General features: G+C 64.8%; 26 protein-coding genes, 1 tRNA gene and 1 riboswitch. Of the genes, 18 read left to right on the top strand and 9 right to left on the bottom strand.

Annotated features, from left to right (window positions below; translation table 11 throughout):
- Positions 1-5: 5 nt before the first annotated feature.
- Entirely contained in the window at positions 6-518 is a 513-nt protein-coding gene (locus XI06_RS05720; protein WP_237864169.1) for a GcrA family cell cycle regulator, read from the bottom strand.
- Between the two features lie 466 nt (positions 519-984).
- On the opposite strand from XI06_RS05720, the gene XI06_RS05725 reads away from it, so the two are divergent.
- The 3 genes from XI06_RS05725 to XI06_RS05735 all read left to right on the top strand — a co-directional run bounded on the left by XI06_RS05725 (position 985) and on the right by XI06_RS05735 (position 4260).
- Positions 985-2187 carry an aspartate aminotransferase family protein gene (locus XI06_RS05725; protein ID WP_271604800.1) on the top strand — a complete coding sequence of 401 codons (1203 nt, stop codon included), beginning with the start codon at positions 985-987 and terminating at the stop codon, positions 2185-2187.
- Positions 2187-3110, top strand: coding sequence for an ornithine carbamoyltransferase (gene argF, locus XI06_RS05730; protein ID WP_237864167.1), 924 nt, complete (start codon positions 2187-2189; stop codon positions 3108-3110). Before XI06_RS05725 ends, argF begins: the two co-directional genes overlap by 1 nt.
- Positions 3111-3252: 142 nt before the next feature.
- Entirely contained in the window at positions 3253-4260 is a 1008-nt protein-coding gene (locus tag XI06_RS05735) for an Hsp33 family molecular chaperone (RefSeq protein ID WP_237864166.1), read from the top strand.
- Between the two features lie 126 nt (positions 4261-4386).
- Here XI06_RS05735 and apaG read toward each other — a convergent pair whose 3' ends face one another.
- Entirely contained in the window at positions 4387-4779 is a 393-nt protein-coding gene (apaG, locus tag XI06_RS05740; protein ID WP_237864368.1) for a Co2+/Mg2+ efflux protein ApaG, read from the bottom strand.
- 181 nt (positions 4780-4960) lie between these two features.
- Between apaG and XI06_RS05745 the strand changes: the two genes are divergently transcribed.
- From XI06_RS05745 to XI06_RS05755, 3 genes are read left to right on the top strand one after another with little or no spacing between them, the layout of a single operon-like run.
- Positions 4961-6232, top strand: coding sequence for an OpgC domain-containing protein (locus XI06_RS05745; RefSeq protein WP_237864165.1), 1272 nt, complete (start codon positions 4961-4963; stop codon positions 6230-6232).
- The gene (locus XI06_RS05750) at positions 6232-7002 is read left to right on the top strand and encodes an SGNH/GDSL hydrolase family protein (protein WP_271604801.1); all 771 of its coding nucleotides are present in this window, start codon (positions 6232-6234) and stop codon (positions 7000-7002) included. Before XI06_RS05745 ends, XI06_RS05750 begins: the two co-directional genes overlap by 1 nt.
- 12 nt (positions 7003-7014) lie before the next feature.
- Entirely contained in the window at positions 7015-8016 is a 1002-nt protein-coding gene (locus XI06_RS05755; RefSeq protein WP_271604802.1) for an SGNH/GDSL hydrolase family protein, read from the top strand.
- 140 nt (positions 8017-8156) lie between these two features.
- Here XI06_RS05755 and XI06_RS05760 read toward each other — a convergent pair whose 3' ends face one another.
- Positions 8157-9344, bottom strand: coding sequence for an O-succinylhomoserine sulfhydrylase (locus tag XI06_RS05760; RefSeq protein ID WP_271604803.1), 1188 nt, complete (start codon positions 9342-9344; stop codon positions 8157-8159).
- A 74-nt stretch (positions 9345-9418) separates the two neighbouring features.
- A riboswitch (SAM riboswitch) is annotated at positions 9419-9498 on the bottom strand.
- A gap of 110 nt (positions 9499-9608) precedes the next feature.
- Between XI06_RS05760 and XI06_RS05765 the strand changes: the two genes are divergently transcribed.
- The 4 genes from XI06_RS05765 to XI06_RS05780 all read left to right on the top strand — a co-directional run bounded on the left by XI06_RS05765 (position 9609) and on the right by XI06_RS05780 (position 14128).
- Entirely contained in the window at positions 9609-10715 is a 1107-nt protein-coding gene (locus tag XI06_RS05765; RefSeq protein WP_237864161.1) for a 2'-deoxycytidine 5'-triphosphate deaminase, read from the top strand.
- Between the two features lie 238 nt (positions 10716-10953).
- Positions 10954-11367: a PAS domain-containing protein gene (locus XI06_RS05770; protein WP_237864160.1), complete on the top strand. Its 414-nt coding sequence runs from the start codon at positions 10954-10956 to the stop codon at positions 11365-11367.
- 102 nt (positions 11368-11469) lie between these two features.
- Complete coding sequence (locus tag XI06_RS05775) at positions 11470-12519, top strand: hypothetical protein (protein WP_271604804.1); 1050 nt, start codon at positions 11470-11472, stop codon at positions 12517-12519.
- A 166-nt stretch (positions 12520-12685) separates the two neighbouring features.
- Positions 12686-14128: an MATE family efflux transporter gene (locus XI06_RS05780; RefSeq protein ID WP_271604805.1), complete on the top strand. Its 1443-nt coding sequence runs from the start codon at positions 12686-12688 to the stop codon at positions 14126-14128.
- Here the strand turns inward: XI06_RS05780 and XI06_RS05785 are convergent.
- The 5 genes from XI06_RS05785 to XI06_RS05805 form a co-directional block, all read right to left on the bottom strand.
- On the bottom strand, positions 14125-14628 hold the full coding sequence (locus XI06_RS05785; protein WP_271604806.1) for a hypothetical protein: 504 nt from the start codon (positions 14626-14628) through the stop codon (positions 14125-14127). The two genes, XI06_RS05780 and XI06_RS05785, sit on opposite strands and share 4 nt — an antisense overlap.
- 100 nt (positions 14629-14728) lie before the next feature.
- Positions 14729-15121, bottom strand: a complete 393-nt coding sequence (locus XI06_RS05790; RefSeq protein WP_271604807.1) for an SRPBCC family protein — start codon at positions 15119-15121, stop codon at positions 14729-14731.
- A 139-nt stretch (positions 15122-15260) separates the two neighbouring features.
- Positions 15261-15620 (bottom strand): VOC family protein, encoded by a 360-nt coding sequence (locus XI06_RS05795; RefSeq protein ID WP_237864155.1) that lies wholly within the window; start codon positions 15618-15620, stop codon positions 15261-15263.
- Between the two features lie 55 nt (positions 15621-15675).
- Positions 15676-16515, bottom strand: a complete 840-nt coding sequence (locus tag XI06_RS05800) for a helix-turn-helix transcriptional regulator (RefSeq protein WP_271604808.1) — start codon at positions 16513-16515, stop codon at positions 15676-15678.
- A 9-nt stretch (positions 16516-16524) separates the two neighbouring features.
- Positions 16525-17103, bottom strand: coding sequence for a methylated-DNA--[protein]-cysteine S-methyltransferase (locus tag XI06_RS05805; protein WP_271604809.1), 579 nt, complete (start codon positions 17101-17103; stop codon positions 16525-16527).
- Between the two features lie 177 nt (positions 17104-17280).
- On the opposite strand from XI06_RS05805, the gene XI06_RS05810 reads away from it, so the two are divergent.
- Both XI06_RS05810 and rpiB read left to right on the top strand, forming a co-directional pair.
- Positions 17281-17354: transfer RNA gene (locus XI06_RS05810), tRNA-Gly, on the top strand.
- A gap of 16 nt (positions 17355-17370) precedes the next feature.
- Entirely contained in the window at positions 17371-17820 is a 450-nt protein-coding gene (gene rpiB, locus XI06_RS05815; RefSeq protein ID WP_237864152.1) for a ribose 5-phosphate isomerase B, read from the top strand.
- Positions 17821-17827: 7 nt separating this feature from the next.
- Here the strand turns inward: rpiB and XI06_RS05820 are convergent, their stop codons facing one another.
- Positions 17828-18823: an alpha/beta fold hydrolase gene (locus XI06_RS05820; RefSeq protein WP_271604810.1), complete on the bottom strand. Its 996-nt coding sequence runs from the start codon at positions 18821-18823 to the stop codon at positions 17828-17830.
- 161 nt (positions 18824-18984) lie between these two features.
- On the opposite strand from XI06_RS05820, the gene XI06_RS05825 reads away from it, so the two are divergent.
- From XI06_RS05825 to xylA, 6 genes are all read left to right on the top strand, one after another.
- Positions 18985-19590 carry a helix-turn-helix domain-containing protein gene (locus XI06_RS05825; RefSeq protein WP_237864150.1) on the top strand — a complete coding sequence of 202 codons (606 nt, stop codon included), beginning with the start codon at positions 18985-18987 and terminating at the stop codon, positions 19588-19590.
- The gene (locus tag XI06_RS05830) at positions 19590-20102 is read left to right on the top strand and encodes a GNAT family N-acetyltransferase (RefSeq protein ID WP_271604907.1); all 513 of its coding nucleotides are present in this window, start codon (positions 19590-19592) and stop codon (positions 20100-20102) included. Before XI06_RS05825 ends, XI06_RS05830 begins: the two co-directional genes overlap by 1 nt.
- A gap of 2 nt (positions 20103-20104) precedes the next feature.
- Positions 20105-20596, top strand: coding sequence for a GNAT family N-acetyltransferase (locus XI06_RS05835; protein ID WP_237864148.1), 492 nt, complete (start codon positions 20105-20107; stop codon positions 20594-20596).
- A gap of 123 nt (positions 20597-20719) precedes the next feature.
- Positions 20720-21766, top strand: a complete 1047-nt coding sequence (locus XI06_RS05840) for a LacI family DNA-binding transcriptional regulator (protein WP_237864147.1) — start codon at positions 20720-20722, stop codon at positions 21764-21766.
- A gap of 138 nt (positions 21767-21904) precedes the next feature.
- A complete protein-coding gene (gene xylB, locus XI06_RS05845; RefSeq protein ID WP_271604811.1) occupies positions 21905-23362 on the top strand; it encodes a xylulokinase in 1458 nt (485 codons plus the stop codon).
- Positions 23359-24681 carry a xylose isomerase gene (gene xylA, locus XI06_RS05850; protein ID WP_271604812.1) on the top strand — a complete coding sequence of 441 codons (1323 nt, stop codon included), beginning with the start codon at positions 23359-23361 and terminating at the stop codon, positions 24679-24681. Before xylB ends, xylA begins: the two co-directional genes overlap by 4 nt.
- Positions 24682-24684: the final 3 nt, after the last annotated feature.

Consider the following 24684-nt stretch of genomic DNA (forward strand, 5'->3'; position numbering starts at 1 on the left):
TGGGCTCAGCGCGTGCTCGGCTTGGCCGGCGCACGACGGCGATCGGCCGCCGGTTGATAGGCCACCCGCGAGTGCTGGGCGCAGTAGGGCAGGCCGGAGAGCGCCTTGCCGCCGCAGAAGAAGAAATCCGGGCTCGAGGGATCGCCGACCGGCCAGTGGCAGGTGGCTTCGTTCAATTCGAGCAGCGAGAGCCGCTGGCTCATCGGCACCACGTTGTCGTAGGTAACAGGCTCGGCCTCGACCTCGACCTCGAAGGCCTGCGCCAGCGCGGTGTTGCCGCGTGCGATGGGGCGGCTCACCCGCATCATGTGCTGCGCTGGACGCGCCTTGCGCGGCCGGGGAGCTGCTGACGAGGGGCTCTTGGCGCGGCCGGACAGGCCGAGCCTGTGCACCTTGCCGATCACGGCGTTGCGGGTCACGTTACCAAGCTCAGCGGCGATCTGGCTGGCCGAAAGTCCGGCCTCCCAGAGCTTTTTCAGCTGCTCGACGCGATCATCTGACCAGGTCAAAACCGTCATTGCACCCTTTCCTTCGCCGGCGCCAGCCATCCTGGGGCCTCACGACGAATGCCTAAGCTTCGAAAAACCCGTGCCGCCAGAATCCCTTAAGGCTCGCCGGGCGCACCAGATGCGCCCGAACGTTTACGCCGGTACATGAGGACTTAAGGGATCAGAACCGCTGCACGAGATGTCGTATCTGACAAGCCAAACGCTACAATATGGCGTGACTCACGCGCAAGAGTCCGCCGACTCGCTTCCACATGTTCCGTGGCGAAAATCCCGTAAATTTAGCACCGCAAGACTACGGAATCAGCGTTTCCTGGGGCTTTCCGGGCGGCATTGACACCCGTGGTGCCAAGCATAAGATAGTTGCGCGTGCCGCCCTTAAAAGGCGGCACGTTTCGTTTTCCGGGCTAAATGACGCGCTGCGCAAGGCGCGTTCAGGCCGTCCGAAACACCCTGAGTGACCACCAAAGAGACCGTCATGACCAACAGCGCAGCGCCGCATTTGCTCCCCGTTTTCGCCAGGGCCGACATCGGTTTCGAGCGCGGTGAAGGCGTCTGGTTGATCGCAACCAATGGCGACCGCTATCTCGATTTCACCTCGGGCGTTGCCGTGAATGCGCTCGGCCATGCCCATCCCGCGCTGGTCAAGGCGCTGCAGGAGCAGGCGACGAGGCTCTGGCACATGTCGAACCTGTTCCAGAGTCCTGACGGTGAGAAGCTCGCTGCGCGCCTCTGCAACGAGAGCTTTGCGGACTTCGTGTTCTTCTGCAATTCCGGCGCCGAGGCGCTGGAGGGCGTGATCAAGCTGGTCCGCCATCATCACTTCTCCAAGGGCCATCCCGAGCGTTACCGCATCATCACCTTCGAAGGCGCCTTCCACGGTCGCACGCTGGCGACGCTGGCCGCGACCGGCTCGGCAAAATATCTCGAAGGCTTCGGTCCGCCGATGGACGGCTTCGACCAGATCCCGCATGGCGACATCGAGGCCGTGAAGAAGGCGATCGGCCCGCACACCGCCGGCATCCTGATCGAGCCGATCCAGGGTGAGGGCGGCGTACGTCCGGCGACCCCCACCTTCCTCAAGGCGTTGCGTCAGCTCTGCGACGAGAAAGGCCTGCTGCTTGCGTTCGACGAGGTGCAGACCGGCATGGGCCGCACTGGCGAGCTCTTTGCCCATCGCCGCACCGGCGTCACGCCTGATGTGATGTCGCTGGCGAAAGCGCTCGGCGGCGGCTTCCCGATCGGTGCGATCCTGGCGACCGCGGATGCGGCCGCCGGCATGGGCCCCGGCTCGCACGGCTCGACCTTCGGCGGCAATCCGCTGGCGATCGCCGCCGCGAACGCCGTGCTCGACGTCATGCTCAAGCCCGGCTTCTTCGACCACGTGCAGAAGATGTCGCTGCTGCTCAAGCAGAAGCTCGCCTCCGTGATCGACCGTCACCCCGATATCGTCAGCGAAATTCGCGGCGAGGGGCTCTTGATCGGCATCAAGGCCGTGGTGCCATCAGGTGATCTGGTCGCTGCGCTGCGCAACGAGAAGCTGCTCACCGTCGGCGCCGGCGATAATGTCGTGCGCTTCCTGCCGCCCTTGATCGTCACCGAAGCCGAGATCGAGGACAGCATCATCAGGCTCGAACGCGCCTGCACGGCGCTGTCGGGCAACAAGCGGGCGGCAAGCTGATGAGCAAGGCACCCAAGCACTTCCTCGATATCAATGAGCTGCCGCTGTCGGAGCTCAAGAGCATGCTCGCGGCCTCCTCCGCCATGAAGGCGAAGCAGAAGGCGCATCAGCCGGTGCGTCCGCTCGAGGGCAAGACGCTGGCGATGATCTTCGAGCGCCCCTCGACCCGCACGCGCGTCTCGTTCGACGTCGCCATGCGCCAGCTCGGTGGCGAGCCCATCATGCTCACCGGTGCCGAGATGCAGCTCGGCCGCGGCGAGACCATTGCCGACACCGCGCGCGTGCTGTCGCGCTATGTCGATGCCATCATGATCCGCATCCTCAACCACGAGGCGTTGCTGGAGCTCGCGGCCTACGCGACCGTACCCGTGATCAACGGCCTGACGCGGCGCTCGCATCCCTGCCAGGTGATGGCCGACCTCATGACCTATGAGGAGCACCGCGGCCCGATCGAAGGCCGGACCGTGGCCTGGACCGGGGACGACAACAACGTGCTGGCGTCCTGGGCGCATGCCGCCGAGCGCTTCAAGTTCAAGCTCAATGTCGCAACGCCGCCGGAGCTTGCCCCGAAGAAGGTGATGCGCGACTGGATCAAGGCGACCAATGCGCCGATCGTGCTCGGCACCGATCCCGAGGCCGCGGTGAAGGGCGCCGATTGCGTCGTCACCGACACCTGGGTGTCGATGGGCGACAAGGAAGGCGAGCACCGTCACAACGTGCTCAAGCCGTACCAGGTCAATTCCAAGCTGATGTCGCTGGCCAAGCCCGATGCGCTGTTCATGCACTGCTTGCCCGCCCATCGCGGCGAGGAGGTCACCGACGAGGTGATCGACGGTCCGCAATCGGTCGTGTTCGACGAGGCCGAAAATCGCCTGCACGCGCAGAAGGGTATTTTGGCCTGGTGCTTCGACGCGGTGAAGTAGCGGGTGGTTGGCGTCGCGCCGGCCACAAACACCGCTGTCGTCCCGGCTCTACGCTTGCGCTTGTCCGGGACGACACCGAGTTTGAGAGTGCCGCTGCTCACACCCCCTTCCATTTCCTGCCCTCGACCCCAGATAAAGCGCCATGGTTTCCCAATCCCCTGACATGAAAACCAGGCCCGAAGGCCCGGTTCGCGCGCCTTCCGCAGTTCCCGTCGATGACGCCGTGCTGCCTTACGAGGTCGATGCGCTCGATGTGCGCGGCCGTCTGGTGCGGCTTGGCCCCGCACTCGACGAGATCCTGACCAAGCACGATTATCCCGCACCGGTCGGCAAGTTGCTCGGCGAAGCCATCGTGCTGACGACGCTGCTCGGCTCGGCGCTGAAATTCGAGGGCCGCTTCATCCTGCAGGCCCAGACTGACGGGCCGGTGTCGTTCCTGGTGGTCGACTATCAGGCGCCCGATCGCTTGCGCGCCTATGCGCGCTTCGATGCCGAACGCCTCGGTGATGCCAGGGACTCCGGCACGCTGCTCGGCCGCGGTCATCTCGCCATGACCATCGACCAGGGGCCGGACATGAGCCGTTACCAGGGCCTGGTTGCGCTCGACGGCGGCAGCCTGGAAGACGCCGCCCACGAATATTTCCTGCGCTCCGAGCAGATCCCGACGCGCGTGCGCCTTGCTGTCGGCGAGGAATGGCGCTCGAGCGACGGCGGCAAGCACCGCTGGCGCGCTGGCGGCATGCTGATGCAGTTCCTGCCGAAGGCGCCGGAGCGCGCGCGGCAGGCCGATCTGCATCCCGGCGATGCGCCCGAGGGCCTTGAGGTTCACAGCGTCGCCGAAGACGACGCCTGGGTTGAGGCGCGCTCGCTGATCGAGACGGTCGAGGATGTCGAGCTGATCGATCCCGATCTCTCCGGCGAACGGCTGCTCTATCGTCTCTTCCACGAGCGCGGCGTGCGCGTGTTCAATCCGCTGGTCCTGAGCGCGCAATGCTCCTGCTCGCGCAACGCAGTCGCGTCGATGCTGAAGAGTTTTTCGCCCGACGACCGCTCCGCGATGGTCAAGGACGACAAGGTCGTCGTGACCTGCGAGTTCTGCAGCTCGGTGTATGAGTTCACGCCGGACGAAGCGGGCGTCGAGGACGCGTAGGCACGGGAGCTGCCCGCCACAAGCGGGAAGTCGTAGGGTGGGCAAAGCGACTTGTCCGCCGTAGCTCGACGAGCGAAGGCGGAAGCGTGCGCGCCTTTGCCCACCCTCCGGCACCGTCATCCGCCCCTAATTCAACACCCGCTTGTTGTCGGGGCTGTCCAGCGAGAACGTCGGCACGTCGATCTCGAAGCGCTCGCCGCTTTCGCTGACCATCAAATAGCGACCGGTCATGAAGCCGGAGGCGGTGGAGAGCGGCACGCCCGAGGTGTATTCGAAGCGCTCGCCGGGGGCGAGGGTCGGCTGCTCGCCGACGACACCTTCGCCCCTGACCTCCTGCTGCCGGCCCGAGGCATCGGTGATGATCCAGTGCCGCGTCTTGAGCTGCACGGTCTCGTCGCCCGAATTGGTGATCACAATGGTGTAGGACCAGAAATACCGCGATCGGTCGGCCGAGGACTGTTCCGGAACAAAGTTCGGCTCGACGGTCACTTCGATCTGGCGGGTCACGGCGCGGTACATGGTTGCCATCATAACGAAAACCCCTCCAGGAACCAAACGCCGCAGGCCGTCCTGGCGACATCGTCCCGCCCGAATTCACGAGGAAGTAGACCCGAATTGTGATCCGGCCGCTTTGCGAGGCGGCGCCTGGACCGGTACACTCCTGAAACGTCGCGATTTGCGGAAGGGTTTTTGGCCCCCAATGACCATTGCCGATCAAGTGACGGGATCGACGATCGCGGGAACCGCTGGCGCCAAGCCTGCGGAGGTCAAATCTGTCGACGCCAAGCCGCGCATTGCTGCGCCGGCCATCACGCTGCCGGCCATCGGCGAGCGCGAGCTCAGGCTCGATCTGTTCCGCGGCCTCGCGCTGTGGCTGATCTTCATCGACCATCTGCCGCCGAATCTCCTGACCTGGTTCACGATCCGCAATTACGGCTTCAGCGACGCCACCGAGATCTTCATCTTCATTTCCGGCTACACCGCAGCCTTCGTCTACGGCCGCGCGATGCTGGAGAACGGTTTCGTCATCGCCACCGCGCGGGTTCTGCGCCGGGTCTGGCAGATCTATGTCGCCCACGTCTTCCTGTTCACGATCTTCCTCGCCGAAATCTCCTACGTCGCGACCAGCTTCGAGAACCCGCTCTACACCGAAGAGATGGGCATCATGGATTTTCTCAAGCAGCCCGACGTCACCATCGTGCAGGCGCTGCTGCTGCGCTTCCGTCCCGTCAACATGGACGTGCTGCCGCTCTATATCGTCCTGATGCTCGCGCTGCCGCTGATCCTGTGGTCGATGAAGTGGCGGCCCGATGTCACGCTCGCGCTCTCGGCGCTGCTTTACGCCGCGACCTGGGAGTTCGACCTCTACTTCTCCGCCTATCCGAACGGCTTCTGGGCCTTCAATCCTTTTGCCTGGCAGTTGCTGTTCGTGTTCGGCGCCTGGTGCGCGCTTGGAGGCGCGCGACGCATGTCGCGCATCCTGGCGTCGCCCGTGACGATGTGGATTTCGATCGCCTATCTCGCCGCGGCGTTCTATGTGACGCTGACCTGGTATGTCCCGCAGCTCTCGCACTTCATGCCGAAGCTGATCGAGCAGTGGATGTATCCGATCGACAAGACTGACCTCGACGTGCTGCGCTTCACGCATTTCCTGGCGCTGGCCGCGCTCACCGTGCGTTTTCTGCCGCGGGAATGGCCGGGTCTGAAATCGCCGTGGTTACGGCCGCTGATCGTGTGCGGCCAGCATTCGCTGGAGATATTCTGTCTCGGCGTCTTCCTGGCCTTTGCCGGCCATTTCATCCTGGCCGAGGTCGCGAGCGGCCCTGCCATGCATGCGCTGATTAGCCTCTCCGGAATTCTGATCATGTGGGCGATGGCCTGGGTGATTTCGTGGTACAAGCGCGTAGCTGACAAGAGCGGTGTAAAAACCAAAAACGCCGTCGGCAACGCCGATCTGGCGGGAGGGGGCTGATGAAGGCGAAGGTTCTCCTGAGCCTGATCCTGCTGTGCGGATACCTTGCCGCGCCTTCGGCGCGCGCGGACGATGCTGCGCCCGCGGTCCCTGCTGCCTGCGAATTGCCGCCTTATCTGCTCGCCACCGAGAGCCAGCTCCACAAGGTCGCCGACGCCGTGACATCAGGCAAGCCGCTTGAGATTCTGGTGGTCGGCAGCCGCTCCACCACCATTCCGTTTTCGGAGGACAGCTCCTACCCGGCGCGCATGCAAGCCATCTTGAAGGAGAAGCTGCCGCCTTCGGAGACGGTCCACGTATCCGTAGAAATACAGAGCAAGAAGACGGCGGAGGAGGCCGCCGGAACCTTCGTTAAGCTGATGGAAGCAAAATCACCTACTTTGGTCATCTGGCAGACCGGGACCGTGGATGCTATCCGATCGATCGATCCCGATGATTTCCGCGGCGCCGTGACCGATGGGGTCGCTGCGCTGCAAAATGCAGGGGCTGACGTCGTCTTGATGAATTTGCAGTACAGCCCACGTACCGAATCCATGATCTCGGCGCCGCCCTATCTCGACAATATGCGGGTTGTGGCGCAGGAGCATGATGTCCCGCTGTTCGATCGTTTCGCGATCATGCGGCAGTGGAATGATCAGGGTCAGTTCGACCTATTCAGTCCCTCTCGCGGCCCTGAGCTGGCGAAGCAGGTCCATGATTGCATTGGCCGGGCGTTGGCGCAGTTTGTGCTCGACGCGGCCCATCTGGGCTCGGCCCAGCAGCAAAATTGAGGTCTAGCGTTAATGAGTTCTCTCCGCCCTTTTGGCCTGTCGACATGCTTGGCGGCGCCTGCAGCGGCAATGCTGCTGATGCTGACGCCTGTGCTGCAGGCACCCGCTCAAGCTCAGGCCGCCCTGGCGACTCCAGCGCCGCAGCAGGCTGCTAATCCCGCACCCACATCGCCGTCCCAGACCACGGTTGCTGCGACGACCCCGCAGTCCACCGATCAGCGCGGCCTCACCTCGCGCGCCATCGACAAGGTGAAGCAGGTCGCGAAATCCGCCGGCGATATTTTCAGCCGCGTGCCGTGCCTGCCGCCAAAGGGCGGCGCGAAGACGATGGGCTCGCTGCCGCATGTCGCGAACAAGCTCATTGCCGGCCAGCCCGTCGTGATCGTCGCGTTCGGCTCGTCCTCGACCGCAGGCTATGGCGCGAGCTCGCCCGACTTCAACTATCCGAACCGCCTCGCCGCGCAGCTGCGCCGGCAATATCCGACCGCTAACATCACCGTCATCAATGCCGGCGTCGGTGGCGAGGATGCGCCCGAGATGATGAAGCGCCTCCAGAAGGAGGTGATCGATGTGCATCCGGATCTCGTGATCTGGCAGGTCGGCACCAACGCCGTGCTGCGCAATCTCGATCCCGGCGACACCGCCAAAATGGTCGAGGACGGTATCACCCGCATCCAGGCGGCCGGCGATGCCGACGTCGTGCTGGTCGATCCGCAATATTCGCCGCGCGTCACCGAGCGTCCCGAAAGCGCAGGCAAGATGGTGAAGCTGCTCGGCAAGGTCGCCGAGCTTCGTCACGTCGGCATCTTCCCGCGCTTCGAGGTGATGCGCGACTGGCACGAGAAGCAGGCCCTTCCGGTCGAGAGTTTTGTGATCGCCGATGGCCTGCACATGAACGATTGGGGCTATGCCTGCTTCGCCCAGCTGCTCGGCGACGACATCATCCACTCGGTCGGCCAGCTCAAGCTCGGCGTGAACGTGCCCGCGGACGTGCGGACCTATCGGCCGATGTAGGCGACGGTGCCGTAGGGTGGGTTAGGCGAAGCCGTAACCCACCTCTTTAGTTTCCGCGGCGACAGAAGTGGTGGGTTAAGCCGAGCAGATGCGCTTCGCGCATCTGCAGGGCTAACCCACCCTACGATTCCGCGCTCACCTCACGCCTTCTCCAGCGCCGCAGTCAGATCCTCGATCAGATCGTCCGCATGCTCGAGCCCGGCCGAGAAGCGGATGAATCCCTCGCTGATGCCGAGCGCGGCGCGATCCTCGGGCTTCAGCCGTTGATGCGTCGTCGTCGCCGGATGCGTGACGAGGCTCTTGGCGTCGCCGAGATTGTTCGAGATCTTTGCGAGCTTCAGCTCGTTGAGCACGCGGAACGCTGCCGCCTTGCCGCCCTTGACCTCGAAGCCCACCAGCGTCGAGCCGCCGCGCATCTGCTTCTTCACCAGCGCCGCCTGCGGATGATCCTCGCGGCCGGGATAGACCAGCCGCGAAATCTTCGGATGGCTTGCCAGCACGTCGGCCACGCGCGCCGCGGTCTCGGTCTGTGCGCGCACGCGCACGGCGAGTGTCTCCAGGCCCTTGAGCAGAACCCAGGCGTTGAACGGCGAGATCGACGGGCCAGTCTGGCGCATGAAATTGTGGATGTGCTCGGCGATGAAGGCTTCCGAGGACAGGATGATGCCGCCCAGACACCGGCCCTGGCCGTCGATGTGCTTGGTCGCGGAATAGACGACGACGTCGGCGCCGAGCGCGAGCGGGCTCTGCCAGATCGGCGTCGCGAACACGTTGTCGACGACGAGCCGCGCGCCGCCCTTGTGAGCGATCTCGGCAATCGAGGGAATGTCGAGCACGTCGAGCGTCGGATTGGTAGGGCTCTCCAGGAAGAACGTCTTGGTGTTCGGCTTCACCGCGCGCTGCCACTGGTCGAGATTGGCGCCGTCGACCAGCGTGGTCTCGATGCCGTAGCGCGGCAACAGATCCTGAATGACGTAGAGACACGAGCCGAACAGCGCGCGCGATGCCACGACATGATCGCCGGCCTTGAGCGGCGCGAGGATCGCCGTCGTCACCGCGGCCATGCCTGTCGCCGCCGAGCGCGCCGCTTCAGCGCCTTCGAGCTCGATCATGCGGCGCTCGAACATCGCGATCGTCGGGTTCGAATAGCGCGAATAGATGAAGCCGGGATCTTCGCCCTTGAACCGCGCCTCGCACTCCTCGGCGCTGTTGTAGACATAGCCCTGGGTCAAAAACAGCGACTCCGACGTCTCGCCATATTGCGAGCGCAGGGTGCCGGAATGGACCAGGCGGGTTTCGGGGCGGTAACTGGCAGGCGACTTCGACATTGAACCCTCCGATATGACCGTCTTGTCGAAAACGGTCACAAAAAAACCGGCCTGGATATCTCCACGGGCCGGGATCACAGAGGTCCCCGGCCTGTTTAGCGACTTATTTAACGTGGCTGCAAGCCGGCCGGCTCAAATCACCACGGGATAAGTGATGCTCATATTCCGCAATGCCCTTTCCGTCAAGGCGTCCATCGGATAGCCGTAAAAGGCTCGTATTTCCCGCAAGTCCGGGCGTGCGTGCCCCCTGATGAGGACCCCCGGTTGACGTTCACGGTTGCCGCCGACGCCAATGGTATCCTGCCCGACCGCATGATCGCGGCGATGGCGGAAGCGGGCCTCATCCTGCCTGCCTATGATTTCGTCGAAAGCCAGATCCAGCCGGCGAGCCTCGATTTGCGCCTCGGCGACATCGCCTATCGCGTGCGCGCGAGCTTCCTGCCCGGTCCCGGCGCCACCGTCGCCGAGCGCATCGACCGGTTGAAGCTGCACGAGTTCAGCCTCGCCGACGGCGCTGTGCTCGAGACCAACTGCGTCTACATCGTGCCGCTGCTGGAGAGCCTCGCGCTGCCGCCGGAGATCGTCGCGGCCGCGAACCCGAAAAGCTCGACCGGCCGGCTCGACGTCTTCACTCGCGTGATCGCCGACGGCACGCGTCGTTTCGACATGATCGGCGCCGGCTATCACGGCCCGCTCTATGCCGAGATCAGCCCGAAGACGTTTCCCGTGCTGGTGCGCGAAGGCTCGCGCCTGTCCCAGGTGCGCTTCCGAACCGGCGATGCCATCCTCAATGCCGACGCGCTCGAAACTTTGCATGCCACCGAGCGCCTCGTCGACATCGACGATGCCGATCTCACCGGCGGCGTTGCCGTCTCGGTCGATCTCTCGGGCGAGAAGGGCAGTGGCTTCGTCGGCTATCGCGCCAAGCGCCACACCGGCGTCGTCGATGTCGATCGCCGCTCCGGCTATGCGGTGGAAGATTTTTGGGAGCCGATCTCGGCCCGTCCTGATGGCAGCCTGATCCTGGATCCCGGCGAGTTTTATATCCTCGCGTCGAAAGAGGCCGTGCAGGTCCCGCCCGACTACGCCGCGGAGATGGTGCCGTTCGATCCGCTCGTCGGCGAATTCCGCGTGCACTATGCCGGCTTCTTCGATCCCGGATTCGGCTATGCCGGCGCCGGCGGGCAAGGCGCGCGCGCCGTGCTGGAAGTGCGCTCGCGCGAAGTGCCGTTCATTCTCGAGCACGGCCAGATCGTCGGCCGCCTGGTCTACGAGAAGATGCTGGCTCGCCCCGACGCGATGTACGGCCAGCGCATCGGCTCCAACTATCAGGCGCAGGGCCTGAAGCTGAGCAAGCATTTCCGGGTGTAGCTGTATCTTCGTCCTCCGCTGTCATTCCCTGCGAACCGGCTACGCTAAGGCTTCGCCGAGGTTGAGGTCCAGGAGCGCCGAAGCTTTAGCGTAGGCGGCAAGCGGGGAATCCAGTACGCCGCGGCCTGTCGATTTGATCACCGCTGTCTCGGAGTACTGGATCGCCCGATCAGGTGTTCAGGTCGGGCGATGACATCGAATGTGTGCCAGGATGTGCAAAATCCAACGAGATCTCGCCATGACCGATCCATCCCAACTCGACGCAAATATCCTCAACGACGCCGCCGACGCGGTGATCTATGCCGATCGCTCCGGCACCATCACGCGCTGGAATCATGCATCCACCGCGCTGTTCGGCTTCACCGCAGAAGACGCGCTCGGCCAGAATCTCGATCTGATCATTCCCGAACATTTACGCGCTGCGCACTGGAAAGGTTTTGAAGCCGCGCTTGCGAGCGGCGCGATGAAGCTTGCGGGCCGGCCGACGCTGACTCGCGCGCTGCACAAGAGCGAACGCAAGCTCTATATCGAAATGACTTTCGCATTGGTGCGTGACGCCGGCGGCAACGTGCAAGGATCGGTCGCAATGGCGCGCGACGTCACCGAGCGCGTCGAGCGGGAGCGGGCGGCTAAGGCATCGCAAACTTCGTGATGCGGAATTGACCTGATGTCGTGCAGGGCCTCTTGCGCGCATCATGTTGCCTGTCATCCGGCACAGTGACACACTCGATCAAAACAACGATCGGGAGTGAACATGACCGCAGCAGATACAGCGCAGGAAGCGCAATGGAAACGCTGGCGCGCGGTGGCCGATCTCTACCATGCTTACTTCACCGGTCTGATCCTCACCGTGGTCACCCGGCGCGGCACGGCCGATGCCGCCGAATTCGTCTTCCGCGTGTTCCGCCGCCAGCAGCAGGAGCGCTTTCTGCCGGGGCTTAGGAAGCTCGGGATCGATCACCTGCCGCCGGCGGTGGCGGCGGCGCAATATCATTATCTCTCCAACTGGATCGGCGGCGTGCACGTCGAATACATGTACGAGAGCGACACCAAAGCCTGGATCCGCTATCCGCCGCCGCGCTGGATCTGGAAGGGCCCGGCGATCTGCGGCGTACCCGGCGAGGTTAGCCGCGCGATGCTGCGCGGCTGGCACGCCAACAACGGCGTCGTGCTCGGTGATCTCAGGCTCGGCTTCGTCTGTACCAAGCAGAGCGTCGACGGCCAGGACGGCCTCGAGGGTTATTATCACCAGTACGACCATCCGCTCGAACCGGACCAGCGCCTGGTCTACGCGCGGCATCTCGAAGCGCCGCTGTTCGACGCCAAGGCCGCGCCGGCGCTGCCTGTCGCGAGTTGGCCGAAGCCGCGGCTGGAAAAGGCCTATCGCAACTATGCCATGGAATATGTCCGTACGGCCGCGCCGGTGATGGTGCAGCTGTTCGGCCCGGAAGATGCCGGCTATCTCCTGCACATCACGGGCAAGCTGATCGGCATGCAGTTCTTCGATGAGATCGCGGAGCCGCTGGCGATGCGCAGCGGCGGCGCGAGCGAGTTCGCGTCCTTCCTCGGCGCACTGTTCGCCGCGCAGGATGACGCGGCCGAGACCACGCAATCCGAAGGCACGTTCGAAATCCGTCAGCAGAGCTGGAAGCTGATGGACGACGTCGCCGATTATCACGGCGCGTGCACCAAGTTGCTGGAGGGAATGTTCGAGGGACTCGCCGCCGGATGCGGCCGGCACATCGACGTACACCTTCGCCCAACGACAGGCCGCCGCGCGCCGCTGGCTTGGACGGTCGGTTAATTCCACCGGCTGAAATGCGCTGCCGCAGGGCACGCCTGCACCTAACGCAGGAGGAATCGGTAACCAGCGTGCTAACAAGTGCTCGTCGCGCCTTACGCGCGAGCAAATTGATTGATGCACCTAAGCATTGCCACGCCGCAAATGGCGCATTTGTCCGGGAGAGGAAATGACTGAGGTCGCCGAGATCCCGGTCGATGAGCAGGAACGTCCGCTACCGCCGCCCGCGCGCCCCGTACGGAGCGCGCTGACCGACGGGCCAATCCTGCGCACGCTGCTGGGGCTCGCCTGGCCGAACGTGGTTGCGCTCTCGGCGGGCACCTGCGTGGTGATCGCGGAGACCTCCTATATCGGTCGTCTCGGGGTGGAAGCGCTGGCCGCGATGGCGCTGGTATTTCCGACAGTGATCCTGACCATGACAATGTCGGGCGGTGCCATGGGCGGTGCGGTCGCCTCCGCCATCGCACGTGCGCTCGGCGCCGGCGACCGCGAACGCGCCGGGACGCTCGCCGCGCACGCACTGCTGATCGGCATCACCTTCGGCCTTGTTTTTATGCTCGGCATGCTGATCTTCGGACCCAAGGTGCTCGAGATGCTCGGCGGCCGCGGCACTGTGCTGACGCATGCGATCGCCTATACCCAGGTGTTCTTCGGCGGTGCCGTGCTGCCCTGGACGCTCAATACCATGGCGGGCGTGCTGCGCGGCACCGGCAATATGCGGCTGCCGTCGCTTCTCATCCTCAACTCGGCCGTCTGGCAGATCGTGCTCGGCGGCACGCTGGGCCTCGGGCTCGGGCCATTTCCGCAACTCGGCATGCGCGGCGTCGCCGCCGGCGCGCTGATCGCCTATTCCATGAACATCTGCGTGATGGGCTGGTATCTCTTTTCCGGCCGCGCCCGCGTCGTTCCAAAACTCCGCGGCCTGCACATCCAATGGGTGATGTTCTTCGACATCCTGAAGGTCGGTGCCATCGCCTGCTTCTCGCCGCTGCAATCGGTGCTGACGATCTCGATCTTCACCCACATGCTGGCCAAGTTCGGCACCGCGATCCTTGCCGGTTATGGCATCGGCGCGCGGCTCGAATTCCTACTGACCTCGATCGCGTTCTCGTTCGGCATCGCTTCGGTACCGATGATCGGCATGGCGGTCGGCGCCGGCCGGATCGCCCGCGCGCGGCGCATCGCCTGGACCGCAGGCGCCAGCGCTTTCGTTGCCGTAGGCACGCCGGCCTGCCTCGTCGCGATGTTCCCCGATCTCTGGGTCAATATCTTCACGGATAGTGCCACGGTGCGCGCGACCAGCCATCAATATCTGTCGACGGTGGCGCCGTTCTACGCCTTCATCGGCCTCGCCTCGACGATGTACTTCTCCTCGCAAGGTGCAGCCAAGGTGATCGGCCCGGTGCTGGCGCAGACGGCGCGGCTGATCTACATCTCTGCCTGCGGCTGGTGGTTGTCGACGCACGACGCCACCGCACAAAGCTTCTTCTGGCTCGCCGCGAGCTCGATGGTCGTGCTCGGCGTGCTCTCATGCTCCAGCGTGGTGCTGACGCGCTGGGGGCCGCGCCAAGCGAAACCGTCGGTCCGTCCGGCGCTCTCGGCCGCCGACTAGCGATGCTTGTGGCGGCGATGGCCGCCACCGCCGAGATTGGCGAGCCGCATGATCTGCGGGATCATCGCCATCATGTCGCCGCCGCCGGCGCCGCCGAGCATGCCCATGATATCGCCGCCGCCCATGCCGCCCATTCCCATCGGGACTGTGCCTCCGCCCATCGGCGCATAACCGGCGCCGTAATTGGGTGCGCCGAACCCGCCGCCGAGATTGCCGCCGGCGAGGCCGCCCATGCCGCCGCCCATCATGCCGCCGAACCCGCCGCCACCGTTCTCCATCATGCGGCTCATCATCGGGCCCATGGTCTGCATCAGCATGGCGAAGCGGCGCTTGCCCATCTTCGCCTTCATCATCTCCAGCATCGGCGCCATCTGGGTCATCATGTCCTGCCCTCCGGCACCTCCGCCGCCGAGGAATTGCGCCTTCGCCGGCGCGCTCGAAATCGAAAGCAGCAGCAACACGGCAGCTGCCTGGCAGATCACCTTGTCCGCACCTCTCATGGCATGCTCCTCGCGTGCGTGGCGCCGCCGGGAGAGCGAGGCCGTCAGGACGCACGCGGCCATGGTTACGGCCGATGAGGCGCGGGCTCTGTGAGAAAGATCACGCAGGAAATGCTTTGTGCATGGCGGCGACAGCCGCCTTGGTCTGCTCCTGCACGTAAGTCGCAAGCTCGTTCGGCAGCATGTCGATGGTCCAGACCAGGCGGCATTTCGTCTCGCCCTCGGCGATCACCTGTACCGAGGCGCTGTAGTGCTTCAGCCGCTCGTTGTTGATGGCGTAAACCAGCCGCTGCCTGATATCATCGCAATCGACTAGCACCTCGCGGGCGTCAGAGCCATTGGCGAAGGTGACGATACGCGCATCGCCGTCGAGCCGGCATGCCGTGACGAAGCCCGGCACCAGCCGCTGAGGCAGCGCGCCAAAATCGCGCACTGCGTCCCAGACGTCGCGGGCCGGGGCGGGGAGGGAGACGTCGTTGTGGATGGAGGCCATGAAAGTATCCTTGATTTCGGTAACTGGTCGCCAAGTCCTCCGTCATTGCGAGCGCAGCGAAGCAATCCAGAAATGTCTCCGTGGAAACAGCCTGGATTGCTTCGTCGCATGGGCTCCTCGCAATGACGGAGGAGAGAGCTCACGTGCAAACCGCCTCGACATTGTTGCCGTCGGGATCGATCAAGAACGCCGCGTAGTAAGTCGGACTGTAATCCTTGCGCGGGCCGGCGCCGCCATTGTCATGGCCGCCGCTCTTCAGGCCCTCGCGGTGAAACGCCTTCACGGCATCATGGTTCTTGGCGCGAAACGCGATGTGTGCGCCGTCGGCCTTACGGCCCTTGTTCAGATGCAGCCAGAGCGCCGGCTCGCCCTTCGGCCCGAAGCCGGCATAGCCGTCGCCGCTCGAGCACAGCACGTAACCGAGCGGCGCCAGCGCCGCGGTGTAGAAGCGCGTGGCGGCGTCGAGGTCGGCAACGCGCAATCCGATATGGTCATACATGGTCGTCTCCATTGCAAAGCGCGCCGCTCGTGGCGCGCGCCGGAGAGGACCCTAGTCAGTTGAGCGCCAGCCGTTCTTGGAGAATCTTGCGCTTGCCCTTCGAGGCCTGCCGGAACTTGGTCGGCGACAAGCCGGCGGCGCGATGGAAGGTGCGGACGAAGTTGGAGAGGTCGCCGAAGCCGACGTCATAGGCGATGTCGGTGACCGCGATGTCGTCGTCGGTGAGCAGGCGTGCCGCGTGCCGCAGCCGCGAGCGCACCAGATATTGATGCGGAGTGACGCCGAGCACGTTGGAGAACAGCCGCAGGAAATGGAACGGGCTCAAATCTGCCAGGCGTGCAGCCTGTTCGAGATCGATCTCCGCGTGCGAATTGTCGTCGATCCACAACGCGGCCTCGACCGCACGGCGGCGATCGCGCGCCGTCGGCGTCGCCGGCTTTCGCCGCTTGCCCGACACCACGTCAACAAAGCGGCTCGCAAAAATCTGGCCGACCTCGTCAAGGCCCAAATCGCTGTTGCCATCTGCCGCCGTCTGGGCAAGCTCGCCCAGCACCATCAGCTCGGGCAGCGGCGGTGTCGCCCCAACCTGCCAGGTCTCACGCCGCCCGCCGAGGGCATCGACCAGAGTCTCGCTGAAGAAGAAGCCGAGGCAGACGTCGCCCGACACATGCTCATGCGTGCAGGTGTATTCCTCGCCGGGCGCGCCGACCAGCAGCGAACCCGCCACCAGCTCGAAGAAGCCGGCGCGGCAATGGCAGCCAAAGCTGCCTGAGCGGACATAGGCGATGGAATGGCCGGTGCGGCACTCGGCAAACGGCGTGTCGCCCGGCCCCGCGTCGCAGCGAAACTCGGAGACCGTCATCGTCTGTGTCGTCAGCAGCGTGGTCGCATCCATTCCGAGTATTTAGGAGGCGGACCGCGGCGGGGCAACGGGCAGCAACACCTCGAACAGCGTCTTGCTGGCGATCGGGTGGGCGCCTTCCAGCGCCAGCAGCCGTCGTTTGGAGATCACCCCGCCGTATGGCGAGATCCGGTCGGCATAGCCGCCCGCTTCCAGCACCCGGTGGCAAGGCACGATGATCATGTAGGGATTCTTGGCGATCGCTTGCGCCACCGAATGCGCGGCGCCGGAGGCGCCCAGCGCCTTGGCGATCTCGTGATAGGTGCGCGTCTCCCCCCGCGGGATGGTGCAGGTGTATTCGTAGACTCGCCGGTTGAAAGCCGGCACGTCGCCGGCATCGAGGCTGACCTCGGAAAAATCGGGGTCGCTGCCCTGCAGCAGGCCCACGATGCCCTCAATGGCGAGCTCGGTGTTGACAGGCACCGCCTGCTCACGCGCTTCGGGATGGACCTGGAAAATCCGTCGGCGAGTGTCGATCTCCCGCGCCTCGGGCAATTGCACGGCGACCACGCCGGTGCTGCTCCAGATGATGCCGCAGCGCCCGATCGTCGTGTCGAATATCGTGTAGGCACGCCCCACCATGCACACGCCCCACTCAGTGCACGTTTCTCCCCCGACAGAGCAATCATAACACTGCCACAATTCGGCGCACCTGGAATCTTGCCAGGACGTTAACATCGGTCCGGCCTGACGCGCCAAACCGCTTGGCGCCGGACACCGTCTCGGCTAATCAGGGTGGGCGCAGGACACGCGCATAGGGCGGGCGTAGTTCAATGGTAGAACGGCAGCTTCCCAAGCTGCATACGAGGGTTCGATTCCCTTCGCCCGCTCCAATCCCCGGGACAGCAAATGGCCGACAACGACGAAACCACGCGCTTGGTCGCGATTGCCTGTGATCACGGGGGCTTTGCCCTCAAGGAAGCGCTGAAGTCAGCGTTGCCCGATGTGACATGGCTGGACCTCGGCACCGATAGCGCCGCGTCCGTCGACTATCCTGACTTCGCCCACAAGCTCGCCGACGCCATCAAGGACGGCAGGGCGGGGCGCGGCATCCTGATCTGCGGATCGGGCATCGGCATTTCCATCGCTGCCAATCGTCATGCCCATATCCGTTGCGCGCTCGTGCATGATGTCACCGGCGCACGGCTGTGCCGCCAGCACAATGACGCCAATGTTCTGGCGCTCGGCGGACGCACGACGGGCGACGTGGTGGCAAAGGAATGCGTCGAAGCGTTCCTGGGTACGGCCTTCGAGGGCGGGCGCCATCAAAAGCGCATCGACAAGCTGGGGCCCTGCTAGGGGCCGCTCAACGCGGCAAGCTCCGCAGGAAGTCGACGAGCGCCGCATTCACCTCGGCTGGCCGCTCCTGCTGCGTCCAGTGTCCGCAACCCGGCAGCATCTTGATCTCGCGCAGCTGTGGCACCCATTGCTTCATGTTGGCGAGATGCTCGGCCGCGCCGGGAAAGGCGATGACCATGTCGAGGTCGCCGGCGATGAACAGCGTGGGCACGGTTACCTTCACGCCCTCGAAGGCGCCCATCAGCTCCCAGTTGTGATCGATGTTGCGGTAATAGTTGAGCGGTCCGCGAAAACCGCTGCGGGCGAATTCGGCGGCGTAATAGTCGAGGTCGGCGGCGCTGAGCCATGACGGCAGCGGCACCGGCACTTTCGGCAGCAAGCCGTCCTTGCGCGAGACCATGCCGACGCCTTTTGACGTCTGGCCGCTCGCAGCCGCCATGGCGCGAATGGCGGTGACGCCCTCGCCGGAGCCCCCGAACAGCATCGCGGCGAGCGTCTTGCGCGGGTCCGCTTCGAACTCCGCTTCGGCGACGCCAGGCTGCTGAAAGTAAAGTTGATAGAACTGGGCTTCCTCAGTCTGCGGCATCACGCTGGTCGGGCGCACGTCGCTGCGCGGGCGATAAGGCACGCTGAGAATGGCGGCGGCGCGAAAGCGGTCGGGGCGTAGCCGGGCCGCGTGCCAGGCGATCCCCGCGCCCCAGTCATGGCCGACGATGATGGCGCTCTTTGCCTCGAACGCATCGAGCACGCCGACGAGATCGCCGATCATATGGAAAATCGTGTACTGGTCGATCGCCTCGGGCTTGTCGCTCTTGCCATAGCCGCGCATGTCGGGCGCGACGGCATGGTAGCCGGCCGCCGCCAGCGCCTCGATCTGATGGCGCCAGGAGTACCAGCCTTCGGGAAAGCCGTGGCAGAGCAGCACCAGCGGACCCTCGCCCTGTTCGGCGACGTTGAGGCTGATGCCATTGGCCTTGATCGTCCGCTGCGTCGGTCCGCTCATGTCGTCGCCTCCCGCTCATCGTTGTTGCGCGCATTCTAATCAAGGCTACAGGCCCGGCAAAGATTCTAATATATTAACCTCTCGCGTCCGGCATTCACGGCCCGCCCGGCCTAAGCTGCTGTCGCCCTCATGGGTGCGGTCCTCATGTCGGGCAAATCTGGATGAAGACCAAGGCCTACGACAAAATGGACCAGCAAAAACTCGACCGCGCGATCGGTCGCCGCTTGAAAATCTTGAGGACGCAGGCCGGCATGACCTTGAACGAACTCGCCAGCCGCTCGGGTGTCAGCCGGGCCATGATCGGGCGGGTGGAGCGGGCGCAGAGCAGCGCGACCGCGGCGCTGCTCAACAAGCTCTGCGCAGCGCTCGACGTCTCGCTCAGCGACGTCGTCGCTCTCTCGGAGAAGCCGCCGGAGCGGCTGACGCGGCTCGCCGATCAGCCGCAATGGCGCGATCCCGAAAGCGGCTACCGGCGGCGCCATGCCTCGCCGGTCGACGCAGCCAGCGGCATCGAGATCATCGTCGTCGACATGCCGGCCGGCGCGCGTGTACCTTACAGCCCTTGGGGCCGCAACGCCTTCACCCAGCAGCTGCTGATGCTGGAGGGCGCGGTCTGCGTGCATATCGACGCCAAGACGGTGCGGCTGCGCGAAGGCGACTGTCTCGACTTCGACGTGATGCGCGCGGTGACCTTCGAGAACGAAACCAAACAGGATGCCCGCTACGTCATCATCACGCGGCGCGGCACATCTTACGGGAAATTATGATGTCGCTGATCGTACGGGACGCAACGCTGGAGGATGCCGCGGACATCCTCGCCATCTACAATTTCGCCGCGATCAACACCACGGCGGTCTGGACCGACGGCCCGGCCGATCTCGACTCGCGGCGCGAATGGATCCGCACAAGGCAGCAGGCGGGCTATCCGGTGCTGGTGGCGATGAGGGGCGGGGACGTCGTCGGCTTCGCCTCGTTCGGCGATTTCCGTCCCTTCCCCGGCTATCGCCACACCGTGGAGAATTCGGTCTATGTCGATGAGCGGCATCATCGCGCCGGTATCGGCCGCAGCCTGGTGGCCGCGCTGATCGAGCGCGCCACGACGCTGAATAAGCACGCCATGATCGCGGGCATCGAGGCTCTCAATGTCGGCTCGCTCGGCCTGCACGCCTCGCTCGGCTTTGTCGAGGTCGCCCGCATGCCGGAGGTCGGCTGCAAGTTCGGCCGCTGGCTCGATCTCGTCTTCATGCAGAAGCAACTCGCAAGTGACGTGAGGCCCTGACGATGCAGATTCGCATTGGCGACACCTTCGATCCGCGCGTCGTCGCATTGCTCGACCATCACGTCACGGCGGCGCGGGCGCAGACCGCTCCGGGCAGCGCCCATGCGCTCGATCTCGCCGGACTTCGCGCCAGCGACGTCGCGTTCTGGACCGGCTGGGACGGCGAGACGCTGGTCGCGACGGGCGCACTGAAGACGCTCTCGGCCCGGCATGGCGAGGTGAAATCGATGCATACGCTGCAGGCCACGCGCCGCCGCGGCTTTGGTGGCCTGATGCTCCGCCACATCATCGCCGAGGCGCGCAGGCGTGACCTGACGCGGCTGAGCCTCGAGACCGGCTCCTGGGACTATTTCAAGCCGGCGCATGCGCTCTACCAGGCCCACGGCTTCGTGCCTTGCGCCCCGTTCGAGGGCTATGTCGAGGATCCCAACAGTCTCTTCCTGACGCTCGATCTCCGCGCAGAAGCGTTTTCAAGCGAAGTGGATAACGGTTAGCGCAAATAAAACGCGTCAAAACAAAGAGCTAGGCGAAGTCCCGGCGCAACCGGCACTCGAAAATGCCGTCATGTCCCTCAAAATGAGTTGCGCACCTCAAAACGCCTCTGCTAGCCTTCAGTCATGGCCGAAGAGACCGCCTCCGCCGCGCTGACGCTGAAGGACATCGCCCGCGAGGCCGGTGTCAGCCTGGCTACGGTCGATCGCGTCTTGCATAACCGTCCCGGCGTGCGGCCGGACACGGTCCGGCGTGTCCAGGAGATCATCGCGCGCAACGCCTTTCAGCCCCATGTGGCCGCAGCCGAGCTCGCCCGCGGCCGCGCCCGCCGGTTTGCCTTCGTGATGCCTGTCGGTGCCAACCCGTTCATGCTGCAGATCCAGGCCTATCTCGGCGAGATGTCGGCGTGGCTCTCCGCCCGCCGCCTCGCCGTTGAGATGGTCATCACCGACGTGTTCGACCCTTCGGTGCTGGCGGCCTCGCTGGAGGAGCTCGCCGGGAGCGAGTATGACGGCGTCGCCGTCGTCGCGCTCGACCATCCGAGCGTGCGCGCCGCCATCAACGATCTGGTCGATCGTGGCATCAAGGTCGTGACGCTGGTGTCCGACGTGCCGTCCTCGCGCCGTCACCACTATGTCGGCATCGACAATATCGCCGCGGGCCGCACCGCGGGTGCGCTGGTCGGAAGGCTGGTCGGCCAGAGGTCCGGCAAGATCGCCATCATCGCGGGTTCGCAGGGCCTGCGCGACCACGCCGAGCGCATTTTTGGCTTCAATCAGGTGATGGCATCGGAGTTTTCGCACCTCGACATCCTGCCCCTGCTCGAGGGGCGCGACGAGGACGACCGCTCGCAGCAGCTGATTTCGCGGCTGCTCGCCAAGCACCCTGATATCATCGGCCTCTACAATGTCGGCGCCGGCACGCAGGGCGTGGCCACGGCCCTGACCGAGGCGGGCCGCGACAAGCAGATCGTCTTCATCGCTCACGATCTCACGGCGATGACACGAAGATTGTTGCTGCAGGGCACGCTGGATGTCGCGATCTCGCAGAATCCGGGGCACGAGGCGCGTGCCGCCGTGCGCGTGCTGCTGTCGCTTGCGCGTAACGAACCGATCTTGAGTGAGCAGGAGAAGATTCGCATCGACATCCTGATGCGGGATAATCTGCCGTAGCCGAAGGGCTCGGTGCGTTGTGTGTTGAGTTGAGTGATTGCGGAAAGCGCGACGTCAGATCGTGCACCGCGCCAGCGTGATCCGGAACAGTATGGTTTCCGGACGGACCACGCTCAAAACGAAGAGGGAGGGACGCGTTTGTTTATCGGATTGGACATCGGCACGTCCGGTGTGAAAGCGGTGCTCGTGAACGAGGCTGGCGCGGTTGTCGCGACGGCTGCGCGCGAGCTTGCGCTGTCGCATCCGCAGCCGCTGTGGTCCGAGCAGGATCCGGATTCCTGGGTCGAGGCTGCCATTGGCGCCGTCGACGATCTCGCCGCCGCTCATCCCGGTGATGTCGCGAGCGTGCGCGGCATCGGCCTGTCGGGCCAGATGCATGGCGCGACGCTGCTTGGCGCTGACGGACACCCGCTGCGGCCGGCGATCCTCTGGAACGATGGCCGTTCGCATGCTGAATGCGTCGAGCTCGAGCGCCGCTGCCCCTCGCTGCATGCCATTGCCGGAAATCTGGCGATGCCCGGCTTTACCGCGCCAAAACTGCTGTGGGTCGCGCGGCATGAGCCCGATGTTTTCAAGCGTGCCGCCAAGGTGCTGCTGCCAAAGGCCTATGTCCGCTATCGCCTGACCGGCGAGATGGTTGAGGACATGTCGGATGCCGCAGGCACGCTCTGGCTCGACGTCGGCCATCGCCGCTGGTCGGCGCTGCTGCTGCACGCCACCGGGCTCGATCTGCACCACATGCCGCGCCTGGTCGAGGGCAGCGAGGCGAGCGCGACGCTTGCGGGCGAGTTCGCGCAGCGCTGGGGCATGGCAAAGAACGTCGTCGTTGCCGGCGGCGCCGGCGATAACGCGGCGAGCGCGATCGGGCTCGGGGCGATCGCACCGGGCGATGCCTTCCTGTCGCTCGGCACCTCCGGCGTCATCTTCCGCGTCACCGACAAGTTTGCGCCGGCGCCGGCCTTCGCCGTGCACGCCTTCTGTCATGCGCTGCCCGGCCTCTGGCACCAGATGGGCGTGATGCTCTCGGCCGCCGCTTCGCTCGCCTGGCTCTCCGCCGTGATGGCGACGCCGACGGCATCGCTGCTCGCGCCGCTCGGCGACAGCGTGGCCGGACCGGGCCCGGTGAAGTTCCTGCCCTATCTCGATGGCGAGCGCACGCCGCACAACGATGCCGCCGCGGCCGGTGCCTTCGTCGGCCTGCGCGGCGCCACCGGGCGCGACGCAATCGTGCAGGCCGTGCTCGAAGGCGTCGCCTTTGCCGCGCGCGACAATCTTGCCGCGCTCGGCAGTGCCAGCTCGGCCATCTCGGAACTCGATCTCGTCGGTGGCGGTTCGCGCTCGGCGCTGTGGGCGCAGATCTGCGCCGACGTGCTCGGCATTCCCGTGCATCGCGTCGAGGAAGGCGAAGTCGGCGCCGCGCTCGGCGCTGCCCGGCTCGGCCGGCTCGCCGCCACGGCGGAAAATCCCGCGCAAGTCTGCACGCGTCCGCGGCGCCTTGCGACTTTCGCACCCAACCCGTCGCGCACTGCGGCCTATGGCGAGGCCTATCACCAGTGGCGCAAGCTCTACCCCGCGCTGAAGGAGTTTTCACTGTGAACGCGTTACCAAAATTCTTCGGCGCAGCCGACCCGGTCGCCTATGGCGGCAAGGACGCCAAAAATCCGCTGGCCTTCCGCTGGTATGACAAGGATCGCGTCGTTCGCGGCAAGCGGCTCGAGGATCATCTGCGCTTCGCGGTCTGCTACTGGCATTCGTTCTGCTGGCCGGGCGGCGATCCCTTCGGCGGCGAGACGTTCCTCCGTCCATGGCATCACGGCACCGACGCCATGGCGATGGCGCGCGCCAAGGCCGACATCGCCTTCGAGCTGTTCCGCCTGCTCGACGTCCCCTTCTTCACGTTCCACGACGTCGATGCCGCGCCCGAAGGCGCGACGCTTGCCGAATCCGTCGCCAATCTCAACGCGATCGGCGATCTCTTCGAGAAGAAGATGGCGTCAGCGAAGGTCCGGCTGCTGTGGGGCACCGCGAACCTGTTCACGCATCGCCGTTACATGGCGGGAGCCGCGACCAATCCCGATCCTGATATCTTCACCTATGCCGCCGGGCAGGTCCGCGCTGCCTTGGAGGTGACGAACCGGCTCGGCGGGCAGAACTACGTGCTGTGGGGCGGCCGCGAAGGCTACGAGACCCTGCTCAACACCGATCTCAAGCGCGAACTCGACCAACTGGGCCGCTTCGTCTCGCTCGTCGTCGAGCACAAGCACAAGATCGGCTTCAAGGGCCCGCTGCTGATCGAGCCCAAGCCGAAGGAGCCGACCAAGCATCAATATGATTTCGACGTCGCCACCTGCTACGGCTTCCTGCAGCGCTATGACCTGCTCAAGGACGTCAAGCTCAACATCGAGCAGAATCACGCCATCCTCGCCGGCCATTCCTTCCAGCATGAGGTGGCCTTGGCCCAGGCGCTCGGCGTGTTCGGCTCGCTCGACATCAACAGAGGCGACGATCTGCTCGGCTGGGACACCGACCAGTTCGCCATGAATGTGCCGGAGCTGGCCCTGGTGTTCCACGACATGATCAAGGGAGGCGGCTTCAGCACTGGCGGTCTCAATTTCGACGCCAAGATCAGGCGTCAATCGATCGACCCTGACGATCTGATCCACGCCCATGTCGGCTCGATGGATGCCTGCGCACGGGCGCTGCTCGCCGCGGCCGACATGCTCGACGCCGAGGCGCTGACCGGGCCGGTCACCGAACGGTATGCCGGATGGACCAATAGCGAAGGGCAGGCCATCATGGCAGGCAAGCGATCGTTGGCCGATCTCTCTGATCGCGCGCTAGCCCCCGGCTTCGATCCGCAGCCGCGGTCGGGCCGTCAGGAATATCTCGAATCTCTCGTCAACCGCTACGTCTGAGTG

It is taken from the genome of Bradyrhizobium sp. CCBAU 11434 (assembly GCF_028128895.1).
Lineage (GTDB): Bacteria > Pseudomonadota > Alphaproteobacteria > Rhizobiales > Xanthobacteraceae > Bradyrhizobium > Bradyrhizobium zhengyangense.